This window comes from Gardnerella sialicivorans subsp. sialicivorans, assembly GCF_056746795.1.
This window is the reverse complement of sequence record NZ_JBWPXA010000007.1, coordinates 39344-51745: the sequence shown is the minus strand read 5'-3', so window position 1 is coordinate 51745 and position 12402 is coordinate 39344. Positions and strand designations below refer to the sequence as shown.

The following is a 12402-nucleotide window of genomic DNA, read 5'->3' as shown; positions in this document are numbered from 1 at the left end:
CGCTTGAATCCTATTTTTCCGCCACTTTTGTAGCAGCGCCAGATCCCAAAACGTGCTTCAATGGGTTTGGAACAGATACGTCTGGTCTTCTTAAATAAAGTGGTTCAATAACGTCTTTTTGACTTGCGCACAACTTAAATATCTCTAATCCTTTTACGCCTAAATCAAGAGCACTCACTTCGGTAATTAAGCATATATTCTCGATTTTCTTCCAATCTTCAGCGTATTTTTTAGCACCATGACCCGCAACGCAAACGCAATAATCGCAAATATTATTTGATTCAAAATATTGATTTACTCTATCAACAATATTTGCAGGATAATCAATATCCATTTCTATTACTTCGCAACCACTATAGTCGTATAAACTCATATAAACTTGACGTCTTCTAGCGTCATTTAGCGAAAGAACATACGTGTGTTTAGCTACGCAAGATTCATTATTTTCGACTATTTCACTATTAGAGATAACGCCATTTTTAAGCGATTCTTCAAAAGCTCCAGAACGAATCATTAAACTTTGCGCAATCAAACTGTTGCATCCTAGAATCTTTGCGTTATTAGCAAAAGCAATCGCCTTAGCAGCAACTAGTCCAGCTCGTAAACCAGTAAAAGGAGCAGGGCCTACTCCAACTACAATCTCGTCTATTTGATTAAGCTCTAGTCCAGCATTTTTTACAGCAAAATCAATGTTTACTTGCAATCTTTCAACATGAGTGCGAGAATCCGTTTCTATTATCGGATTATGCCCCACAACTCCAACTGTTGAACCGTACGACGTGTCTATAATCAGCGTATTGCTCATTTTCATTCCTTAAATTGACTAACCAATTTAGCTTACTCTTAATCAAGAATTTTTAAGCGATCACACCAGTCTCCCCCAACTGGAACAAGCGTTACAACGCGATTTCCTTCGCTCGTAAACTCATTTGATTCGCTTTTATCAATCGGCCTATCAATATGAACTTCAAGACGAACATTTGCAAGAACGCCTGCCATTTGCTCTCCCCATTCCATAAGCACAACAGTTCCATCTCCTGGCTCTTCTAAAGCTTCGTCTAATCCAAGTGATTCAAGCTCATCTAAAAGCCTAGAAACAGTGTCTTGCCCTGGAGCGTAATCTTTTCCGCCAAGCCTGTACGCGTCTACATGAATAAGATTTGCAACTTTTCCATTAGAAAACGTGCCTTTAAGCTCTCTAGCAATAGTAAAAGTTGGGGAAACTATTGGCTCTTTTATTGCTAAGCCTTTACCAAATCCTTTAGCAAACGTTGTTTTTCCAGCACCAAGAGGACCAGAAAGCAAAATAACGTCTGTTTCATGCACTATTTTTGCGATTGATTCTCCAAGATCTTGCATACACGAATCACTTGGAATCACAAGCTTTTTAATATTATGATTTTCCAAAATCACACACTTTCAATTTAATCTAATTTAATTCAATTTAATTTGATTTAATTTAACGACCGCGCAAAGCAATCATGCTAATGCATTTTTCTAAAGCGTAATCAGCATCACTTGCTCCACCTTTGCATTGCTCATCGGCCCATGCTAAACACATAAAACACTTACGAATCCCATTCTCACTCCATCCACCTAAATCTCTCATAGCCATTTTTAACGCCCACGGATTCACTTTTGCTTGCGCGTTAGAAATTTCTCCGTTTTTAACTGCTATAGCCTTTGCGATTATGCGCATTTTTACAGCCAAAGCTCCAATCAACGCTATAGGGTCAACGCCTTGCAAAACCGCTCTTCTTGCAGCAAGAATAGCTTGACCCGCGTTTCCTTGTGCAGCTTTATCTGCTACAAAAAATCCAGTTACTTGCGGATCCGATATTAAGTATTGGTCAACTATTTTTAGCGTTATTGGGTTATCTTCAAAATCAAAACAAAGCTGAGAACAAAGAGACGCCAACTGGTCGGTTTTTCCGCCTAAGACTTCTACAATTCGCGCAGCTGCTGCAGGCTCTACTGTGCGATTTTGTCTTTCAAAAAGACTTAGAACAAAATTCAATCTTGCATCATCTTTTTTAAGATCTGGAACAGTTATTTTATTTGCTCCAGCTTTTTCTAGCTTTGTAACGATTGACTTTCCTTTAACACCACCTTCGTGACGTGCAATAACCCAGCAATCGTTTTCATTAGATTTTACATTAGATTTAGATTTACTAGCGCAAAACTCTATTATTGATTCGACTAAATCTTCATTAGCTTGTTCAAGATTATTAATAACAACAATTGTTCCACTAGAAAAAAGTGATGGGCCTGTAGCAGTTATAAAAGCATATTTATCGGCATTCAAAGCGTCTAAATTTACAACATCTGCATCTGGGCATGAGCCTAATATGCGCGTTTTTAAGTCACGAGCGTTCAAATCATTCAAATACGCATCCCCACCAACTACAATCGTAAGTGGCGCAAAGTTCTTTAACGTTTGCATACGTACCCCTTAATGCTAATGTTTTGCAACTCAATGCTAATATTTGCAAGCTAGCTAATCAAATCTACTATTAATTCGATTATTTTAGCTATTTAACACATCTAATAATTGTACAAACTATACAAAACTTAAGATGATTGACTATAAAAATTGCTCAAAATCATAACTTGCACAAAAATCATTCAAAAAGCTTAATCGAATCATCTACAAGATGCTTAAAGCGATTTGACTTCGCTTGAGCGTAAATCTTAAATGAATTATAAAATTCTTTATTTTTAAGATACTTATTAATAAAAAATGCACACAAAAATACGCTAAATTCAACCGACCACGCAAGCCACGCACCTAATGGCCCTGAAACCCATGGAATAACTCCGACTTGTAAATCTCCAAGATTCCAAGCGCAATTTGCCATAACGCTTGTTCCAATAGAAGAAATATTAGCGAAAAATAGCGCAATCGAGTAATTCCAGCACGAGCAAACAAGCGACAAAAGCCCAAAAATCGTTGCAAAATCAACAAAAGGAGCAACAAGTAAGTTCGCTATAATAGATATAAAAGAAACTTGAGGTTGCATTAATATTTGCACAGGAAGTGTAAAACATTGAGCACACAATGTAATACTTAACGCGCTTGCAATACTAGACGGCATATATCTTAAAAAGATTCTTCTTAAAGGCATTCCACAAACAATTATTCCAAAAGTAGCGCAAACAGAAAGCGCAAACGCGTAATCCCACGCAAATTTTGGGCAAACCAATAAAACCCCTATAACAGTTAAACTTAACGCGCTAGCACATTGATACGCTCTAGAAAGTAAAAATGCGATTGAACAAATAATACCCATTATAAGTGCGCGTAAAACCGAAGCAGATGGGTAAACAATAAACGCTAGAGAAATATTTCCCAGTATTTCAAAAAGCGCACACAGCCATTTTGGAGCAAGAAAATATAAGCAAATTTTACGAATCATTGCAACAATAAGCAAAAAGTGGCCTCCAGAAACTGCCATTAAGTGCATTATTCCCGAAATCTTAAATCTTTGCTTCATTGTATTCGCATATGCGCTGTCAATTTGACTACTTTTATCTTCATCGTCATCGCTTAAATGCTCTTGACCTAAAAGCCCTACAGTAAGGCCAGGAACGAGCATTTGACCCTGCTCACTTAAATTTCCTGTAACTTTGTAAAATTCTTTGTAAATACTGTTTAGAGCACTTGTTAAAAACCCAGATTTTTCAATCACTTTTAAGGAATTGACTTGACTCTTGCTCGATTTATTTTCCTTACTAAACTTAGATTTATCTTTTTTACTAGCTTTAGGAATTTGAATTTCCACGTTATTTGCGCCAAATTTAGAAATACCTATCTTTGCAAAACTGCTAATCGTATAGCCATAATTAATTGCTTTACAATCTGGATTAAAAGCGTAAAGCTTCGCACTTGCAAAACTCGCATGTTTTTGCACAACGTCATTTTTATCTTTTGTTTCAACACTTTTAACACTTACATTAGCTATACAATCTCCTCTAAAAGAAGGGGATGTTCTTAAAGGAGATGTTATTTTCATAACCACTTTAGCGCTTTTAGAATCGCCATTTTTACCACCATCATAGCTTTCGCTTCTAGCACTTTCGCTTCTAATAACAGAAAAAACAGGATCTAGTTCTTCTAAACATTGCGTAATCGAACAAATCATAAATGAAGCTAAAAATGCGCATATAATCGCATAAAAAGTTTGCTTGTATTTGATTATTTCTAAGCGTCTCAAAAATGTAACTTTAAACATGCCATTAGCAAATACGCAATAAAAACATATAACAACAAACGCAAAAGTGGCAAATATTGTATACGCTAAAACTTGATTACTTTTGCATATAAATCTTGCGCATAAGCATCCAAGCCACATTACAAAAGCAATTGGAACAAGTCTAAAATCCTTGTTGCCATTTTCAAAATTCCAATAAAATTCTTCCATCTTACGCCTTAAACAACAAAGTTATAAAACAAACCTATATATAAGCGATTCTCAACCAACACAAATCATCGATTTAATCTTTGCAAAAGTTTTGGGACCAATCCCATTTACTTGCATCAAATCTTCAACACGATTAAAAACGCGAACTTTTTTACGCATGTCTAATATTCTTTGAGCCATTTTTGGTCCTATGCCTTTTATTGCTTGTAATTCTTCTGACCCAGCACTATTTATATTTATGCATTCACTCTTATTTTGAATATTTTTGCTTCTATTTTGACTATATTCACTCTTATTTTTTTCAATCAAATCTTGATTTTTGCCAACACTTTCAACGCTTTCTTCATCTTTTTTTAACTCACTTTTATGATTAGTACCCACTTTTGATTTATTATTTGATTCGCCTTTACTATCATTTTTACCGTCATCTTTAGCATCTGACTTATTGTAAAAATCAACTTGCTTATTAGAATGATTTTTTGATTTTATACTAGCGTTATATGCATAAACCTTGCTATAAGTTGCATATTGACTTATTAACATTGTTAAACTACAAGATAAACAAACAACTAGAATCAGCATTATTGCTAAAATATGAGCAGGCTTTATAGCCAATCTAACATGATTCTTCATTCTTGCTTCGTTGCGCTTATTAAAATCATCAACATTTAATGAAGAACTATTAGCATTAGCAGCAATGTCCTCAAAAGTGAGCGCCCGTTCTTTAGTTTCACTATCTAAAACACAAGTTTTATAGTCTAAAACATTCAAATCATCAACATTCAAATCATCTTTTTCATGCTGTAAATCTCTATTCTCGCTATAAGAATCACTAATATCACTGCTTTCTGCACTAACATAATTGTTCAACCCACTAATCGCATCAAGCCTTTCCAAAACATTACGACTCATTTTATGCACCTTTAACCACCTCCTTTTGCTATTTAATAATCATTCATAAAAAAAAAAGATGCTTACCTCCACTATTAAATGAAGATAAGCATCTTTCAAGTAAAATTAACCAATGTGGTTAAAGGCTATTTTGCCTAGAAAACATTGAGTTTTCAGCTTTCGTCTGGCACAATAGACACAATCTTTGGAGCCTTCACAATTACCTTGCGCGGAGCTTTACCGCCCAAGCGATCAGCAACAGCTTCCAACGCAAGCTTTTCAAGCTCGCTAGCATCAATATTCGGGTCAACTTCAAGCTTTGCGCGAACTTTGCCCTTGATTTGCACAACAGCTGTAACAGTATCCTCACCAACATAGCGAGAATCTGCAACAGGCCAATTTGCGTGAGCAATCGACTTAGTATGCCCAAGCTTGCTCCACATTTCTTCACAAATATGCGGAGCAATTGGAGAAAGCATAAGAACAAGCGGCTCAACTGCTGCGCGAGGCACGCTAGGCAAAGACGTTAAGTGGTTATTCAACACAATCAGCTTAGCGATTGCAGTGTTTGGACGCATTGCTTCCATTTCTACAGTCACTTGCGCAATCGTGTTGTTAAGAAGCTTAAGTGTCTTTTCGTCGAGCGCATCTTCTGTTACTACGCAAGCGCCAGTTTCTTCGTTAACAACGTTACGCCACAAGCGTTGCAAGAATCTCATACCGCCAACAACATTGCGCGTATTCCACGGGCGAGACTCAGAAAGTGGACCCATACTCATTTCGTACAAACGGAACGTATCTGCACCGTAGTTTTCGTACATGTAGTCTGGGGTCACAATATTCTTTAGGCTCTTGCCCATCTTTCCAAACTCGCGATTCACAGCCTCGCCGTGCCACGTAAATGTTGACTCTCCAGCACCGTTATTAGCTACTTCCTCAACCTCATCAGCTGGCACATACTGTCCGCGCTCATCCGTGTAAGCGTAAGCTTGAATCATGCCCTGATTAAACAAGCGATGGAATGGCTCAGCAGAATCCACATAACCCAAATCGTAAAGCGCTTTATGCCAGAATCGCGAGTAAAGCAAGTGCAAAACTGCGTGCTCTACGCCACCAACATAAAGGTCAACGCCGCCAGAAACATGCTCTTTACCAGGACGATTCGTACCCATCCAATAGTCGTATTCGTCGCTGTCAACCATATGCTCAGCGTCGTTTGGATCCAAATAACGCATGTAATACCAGCATGAACCAGCCCAATTTGGCATAGTGTTGGTGTCTCGATAGTAGGTTTTTACGCCGTCACCAAGATCGAGCTGAACTTTAACCCAATCATCATTTCGACTCAATGGCGCTTCTGGCTCCGAGTTTGCATCGTCTGGAGCATAAGTCTTTGGCTGATAGTCTGGAACATCTGGCAAAGCAATCGGAAGCTCACTATCTGGAACTAAATGAGCAACACCATCCTCGTCATAAACGATTGGGAAAGGCTCACCCCAGTAACGCTGCCTAGAGAACAGCCAGTCGCGAAGTCTGTAAGAAACCTTGCCAACGCCTACGCCTGCTGCTTCAAGCCAAGTCGTAACTTTTTTAATAGCTTCATCTACGCGCAAACCGTTAATAGACAAAGCGTCGCCAAGTTTATAAGTATGCTCAACAGAAGAGTTAATAACAATTCCATCGTGAGAAACAAATGGAGCTTTGCCATCATAATCTTCTAGCTTTTCACCAGAATCAGGCAAAGGCTCAACAGTGTAAATCACAGGCAAGCCGAAAGCTTTTGCAAAATCATAATCGCGCTGATCGCCGCCTGGAACTGCCATAATTGCGCCAGTGCCGTAACCCATAAGCACGTAGTCAGCAGTAAACAGCGGAAGCTTTGCACCAGTTACGGGATTAATTGCATAAAGACCAGTAAACAAGCCTGTTTTTGCTCCAGCATCTTCCGTGCGATCTTTAGCAGTCTTTGCACGAGCTTTAGCTTGGTACTCTGCCAATCCTTCTTTAAGATTTGCGTAGCCACCCTTCCAACTTTCTGGAACGTTTGCACTCCAGGCTTCTGGAATATGCTCAAGAATCGGATGATCTACAGAAACAACAGCAAAAGTTGTACCAAAAAGCGTGTCTGGACGAGTTGTGTACACTTCCAAATCGCGCGTTTCACCATCTGCACAAGGCACATCAAAGTGAACGGAAGCACCGTGAGATTCGCCAATCCAGTTTCGCTGCATAAGCTTAACTTTTTCTGGCCAATCAATCGTATTCAAATCTTCAACCAAGCGATGAGCGTAAGCTGTAATTCGCATTGACCACTGACGAAGATTGCGCTGGAATACTGGGAAGTTTCCGCGCTCAGATTTTCCTTCTGCAGTAACTTCCTCGTTTGCAAGCACAGTTCCCAATCCCGGGCACCAATTTACAGGAGACTTAGAAATATAAGCAATACGGAAATCGTTTAATACGTCTGCTTGCTCTACTTTGCTAAGTTCTTCCCACTTTTTGCCTGCAAAACCAGGAATTTCGCGCTTTGCGCTCTTAAACTCATCAACTAACTCAGCAATTGGACGAGCAGAACCCTTTCCGCCATCTTTGCGCACAAAATCAGGGTTATACCAAGCATCGTAAAGCTTCGAGAAAATCCATTGTGTCCAACGAACGTAGTTTGTATCAATCGTTGCAAAAGACCTACGATCATCAAAGCTTAATCCCATGCGATGCAACTGCCTGCGCATATTTGCAATATTTGCCTCAGTAGTGATGCGTGGATGCTGGCCAGTTTGTACAGCATACTGCTCTGCAGGAAGCCCAAAAGCGTCGTAGCCCATAGCATGCAAAACGTTCTCGCCCTTCATGCGATGATATCGGCTTACAACATCTGTTGCTAAATATCCAAGAGGATGTCCAACATGCAAGCCTTTACCAGAAGGATACGGGAACATGTCCATTGCAAAGAAAGAAGGGCGACCATTAGCAAGATTGCCTTCGCCATCCTTCAAATTGCCCTTAACATTAGCAGCCCAGAATGTGCCTTGCTCATCCCAGGTTTTTTGCCAGCGCTGCTCAATATCTTGTGCGAGTTGCGCATTATAACGAAAAGCTGGCTCAGCGATTGTAGCTTTATTGTCAGCTGTTGCATATTGTTGATCGTTGTCTTCCATAAACAAGCACTATAGCGACTCATATCGTCAATTTGCAACACTTTTTACAACTTTTAAGCATATTTTATTGTGTTTTTTGAAAGTTTTAATGCACAATTCACAAAATACCATTATTTAGCGTTTTTTATAAAAATCATTACTACAATTGTTTTAAGAGTTTAACATAAGAATTTACTAAGAATAATAAGAATAATAAGAATAATATGATTTAACGAGGTTAGTTATGAAGGTATCAAAGAACACGCTTTTATTAATCGCATGCCTTGTATGGGGATTTGCAGGATTCAACATTCTTAAAATTGGCATTAGTGCATACTCAAGCTTTTTATCTCCTATTAACTTCACTTTATCTTTAGCTGTTTTTGCAATATTCCAAGTGTTTATTTTTGGAAAACTCGTTAAAAAGCACACAACTAGAATCAATGCTTACAAAGAAAACAAGCAATTTTTCCTTAAATTCTTTGACGTTAAATCTTTTATAATAATGGCTTTTATGATGACTTTTGGAATTGTTCTTCGTGCAACAAATATCGCCCCAGAGCGCTTTATTGCAGTGTTTTATACGGGATTAGGCTCTGCATTAGCCTTAGCAGGATTGCTTTTTGGATATCAATTTGTTAAAACTGTATGTCCGCGTTACAAAAACACTCATACTATGCAATAGTGCTTACAAACACTTGTAACAACATCAACATTACTAAGGAATATTTGACTATCACCCTACGTAAGGAAGTTACTATGAACCATATTATGAAACGTTATATTAATACATCTTTGTTGTATGCTGTCCTCGCCATGATTGGCGGCGTCTTTTATCGCGAATTTACAAAATTTAATGCTTTCCATGCAAAAAGTATGCTTGCTGTAGTTCACACACACTACTTTATGCTTGGCATGGTTGTTTTTCTGTTACTCATACTATTTGAGAAAAACTTCAGTTTTAGTAACGAAAAAACTACGAGAATCTTAATAACTTATCATATTGGACTCAACCTCACAGCACTAATGATGGTTACTCGCGGAATTGCACAAGTACTACGTCTGCATCTCAGCACATCTATAGATTTTGCCATAACTGGTTTAGCAGGAATCGGACACATCCTACTTGGTGTAAGTATTGTACTCATCTTATTGCAAATTAAACGCAGCATCACTCATTGTGCTAATACTTCATTAGAATAGTGATGATAGGAATAATTTAGTTTATTCATAAAATATTTATTAAGTGTGTAACTATAAGCCGCATACGCTACTACATTAAGAAGGTTGCTATGAGTAATAACGTGTATAAAAAGAGTAGATCATACGCACCAGAACGATTCTTTGAATGCGAAGGTCGTGGCCTTAACTGGCTTCGAGAAGCTTACGACTATGGCGGTCCTAAAGTAGCTAAAGTTTTTGATTGGGGAAAAGACTACTTAAACATTGAACGCATTGAAACTACAAGCCCTACTCCTTTAGCATCGTTTGAATTTGGAGCGTCTTTGGCACACATGCACGATTTTGGTGCAAAATATTTTGGCGAAGCTCCTGCAGATTACGATGGCACATGCTATTTTGGGCCATTAAGCGACCCTGTAAAAATGGATTGCGGCAATTGGAACAATGTTATTGACTATTTGGCAGAAGGCAGACTTTTGCCAATGGTAAATCTTGGTATTTCTAGAGGAAGTCTTACAAAAAGCGATTTAGATCTTACAAATAAAGTTATTGACGCTTTGCCAGATTTGCTTGGAAAAGCCGCTGAAGATAAGCCAGCGCGCGTTCATGGAGACTTGTGGAGCGGTAACGTTCTTTGGACTAAAAGCGAAGACGGAGAACACACAGAAGCTGTTTTAATTGACCCTGCAGCTCACGGCGGCCACCGCGAAGAAGATTTATCAATGCTTCACTTATTTGGAATCAGCTATTTTAAGCAGATTCTAGACGGCTACCAGTCTGTTCATCCACTAAAATCTGGTTTTGAAAATCGAATGACAATTTGGCAACTCTACCCTATTGCTGGTCATTGTGTTTTCTTCGGTGGAGGCTACGTTAGCGAATATCGAGATATGTGCTTGGATTTGCTTAATAGGTAAATTTGCATTAGATATTTAATAGAAACTAATAGACAAGTAAGTACAAAACTAAAATTTACGAAAGGTTTTAACTATGATTCGCACGCATAAGCATATTTTGCGCAAAACTATTGCTGTTATAGCAGCTAGCACAATGCTTCTTGCGATTTGCGCATGCGGATCTAGTGCACAAAACGCGTCTCCTAGCGCAAAAGCTCAAGTGGACCACGGCAACGTTATAGTTTTTACACCCTCTGATGGCCTAAATTTAAGTAGAAAAACTCCATTAAGCACATGGGATAATCTTGTTCCAGAAATAGTAAAATCGTTAAAAAAGCAAGGATTTTCTAGCAACGCAATCACAACTAAGTCTTCTAATAGCTTGTACAATCAAAGTCAAGATATTCAAGATTATGTTGTAAACACTATTACATCACTAAATCCTAAAAGCAACGCTAAATCTAAAAGTAAAAGCTCAAAAGCAAATGTTAAGAATCTTCAAGATAGCGCAAAAAAGCAGCTTTCAAAAACGACTATTGTTGTTGCTCCTTGGACTAATAAAAACGGTCACAACAATTATGGAGATTATGTAACTCAACCAGATTCAAATAGTGATCAATTAGATGAAGACGATTTAAAGAATCAAGAAGAAGCAGAGAATAGGCTTTCTAGTGCTTTAGAGCTTGCTAAAAAAGCTGGAATGCACGTTGTTATGCTTTCTAGACTGAGTAAGGGATTTAATCCAGATATTCTATTTAATCTTTCTTCCGCACAAAGAATTGGAGAGATTCAAGCCTACACTCTTGTACAAAAATTGGCTCTAAATCAAGCATCTAAAGATAATCCAAAAAGCGTGGAAGTGCTTTTGCCTTGCCATAATCAAAAGCAAAATGTTCATTTTCATGTTGGAATAAACAAACGCACAATAAACTCCGAGGATTCTTTGTATAAAACTCCAGATTTTGATGACGAATTTTCCAAACTTGCGTTTGAAGGAATTTGGAAAGTTCTAAAGCCATATTTTGAGTCTGGACTAATGTTTTCTCCTTCTGGAAAGCTTAACAAAAATTCTACTGAAAATGACTGGAAAAACGTTGCTATAGACGCAGATAATTCCGATTCTGTTAAAGCAGAACTTGAATTTAGACTTATTGAAAAAAATAATTCTAAAGCAACTCCAACAAAACACGTAGATGGAATTATTGCGTTAGAAGATCAAGTTGCTATGCAAACAGAAAGCGCTTTAGAAGAGCTTGGATATAAGGGCAGCTCTGCAGACATTAATCCTTCGTTTACTCTTCCAGACATTATTGGAAACTTTATTGGAAAGCGCAACTTGAGTAAAAAACGAGTACCTTTGCCATCTAATGTAAAAAATAATAGCAATCTTAAAAAACAAAAAGCAAACAAAAAAAGTAACAAAAATAAAAACACACAAGATAACAATCAAAATACCAACCAAGATAGTCAAAGTGAGTATGCAAACACTATTGTAAACGATTCAAAATGGCCTATTATTACAGGCTACGGAGCATACAAAGACGCTTTGCCTAATCTTGTAAACGGAAAGCAATGGATGACTTCTATAGAAAACATCCAAAAGATTTCTAGCGATGTTGCAAAACAGTGTAATTCGTTGAATACTACTGGAAAGATTACGCAACTAGAAGATGTAACCATTTTTGTAAACAATAGTGATTCGCAAAAAGGTGTACCAGTTGCAAATGAAGACATTCTTGCAATCAGTGCAACTAATCTTAAAGCGCTTTTAATAGACCCAGGCTATGTGACTCTTGCAGACGCAGGTCTTTAATTGATTTGCGCTAACGCATTACGCTAGCGCATTGCTCAAACGATTACGCTAATCAACTTAAG

General features: G+C 37.9%; 10 protein-coding genes. 4 read left to right on the top strand and 6 right to left on the bottom strand.

What is annotated here, in order from left to right; translation table 11 throughout:
* Positions 1-10 precede the first annotated feature (10 nt).
* From tsaB to leuS, 6 genes are all read right to left on the bottom strand, one after another.
* Positions 11-805: a tRNA (adenosine(37)-N6)-threonylcarbamoyltransferase complex dimerization subunit type 1 TsaB gene (gene tsaB, locus AC1EKB_RS05510; protein ID WP_415694068.1), complete on the bottom strand. Its 795-nt coding sequence runs from the start codon at positions 803-805 to the stop codon at positions 11-13.
* Between the two features lie 38 nt (positions 806-843).
* On the bottom strand, positions 844-1407 hold the full coding sequence (tsaE, locus tag AC1EKB_RS05505) for a tRNA (adenosine(37)-N6)-threonylcarbamoyltransferase complex ATPase subunit type 1 TsaE (RefSeq protein WP_032839262.1): 564 nt from the start codon (positions 1405-1407) through the stop codon (positions 844-846).
* Positions 1408-1459: 52 nt separating this feature from the next.
* On the bottom strand, positions 1460-2443 hold the full coding sequence (holA, locus tag AC1EKB_RS05500; protein ID WP_415694066.1) for a DNA polymerase III subunit delta: 984 nt from the start codon (positions 2441-2443) through the stop codon (positions 1460-1462).
* Between the two features lie 178 nt (positions 2444-2621).
* Positions 2622-4421 (bottom strand): ComEC/Rec2 family competence protein, encoded by a 1800-nt coding sequence (locus tag AC1EKB_RS05495; RefSeq protein ID WP_481249056.1) that lies wholly within the window; start codon positions 4419-4421, stop codon positions 2622-2624.
* Between the two features lie 51 nt (positions 4422-4472).
* Complete coding sequence (locus tag AC1EKB_RS05490) at positions 4473-5333, bottom strand: ComEA family DNA-binding protein (protein ID WP_481249055.1); 861 nt, start codon at positions 5331-5333, stop codon at positions 4473-4475.
* Positions 5334-5485: 152 nt separating this feature from the next.
* Positions 5486-8470 (bottom strand): leucine--tRNA ligase, encoded by a 2985-nt coding sequence (gene leuS, locus AC1EKB_RS05485; RefSeq protein WP_481249054.1) that lies wholly within the window; start codon positions 8468-8470, stop codon positions 5486-5488.
* Between the two features lie 223 nt (positions 8471-8693).
* Between leuS and AC1EKB_RS05480 the strand changes: the two genes are divergently transcribed.
* The 4 genes from AC1EKB_RS05480 to AC1EKB_RS05465 all read left to right on the top strand — a co-directional run bounded on the left by AC1EKB_RS05480 (position 8694) and on the right by AC1EKB_RS05465 (position 12340).
* Positions 8694-9134 carry a hypothetical protein gene (locus AC1EKB_RS05480; RefSeq protein WP_020758613.1) on the top strand — a complete coding sequence of 147 codons (441 nt, stop codon included), beginning with the start codon at positions 8694-8696 and terminating at the stop codon, positions 9132-9134.
* Between the two features lie 74 nt (positions 9135-9208).
* Entirely contained in the window at positions 9209-9652 is a 444-nt protein-coding gene (locus AC1EKB_RS05475; RefSeq protein ID WP_481249053.1) for a DUF2871 domain-containing protein, read from the top strand.
* A gap of 89 nt (positions 9653-9741) precedes the next feature.
* Positions 9742-10548 (top strand): fructosamine kinase family protein, encoded by an 807-nt coding sequence (locus AC1EKB_RS05470; protein ID WP_481249052.1) that lies wholly within the window; start codon positions 9742-9744, stop codon positions 10546-10548.
* Positions 10549-10621: 73 nt separating this feature from the next.
* Entirely contained in the window at positions 10622-12340 is a 1719-nt protein-coding gene (locus AC1EKB_RS05465; RefSeq protein WP_481249051.1) for a type 1 periplasmic-binding domain-containing protein, read from the top strand.
* Positions 12341-12402: the final 62 nt, after the last annotated feature.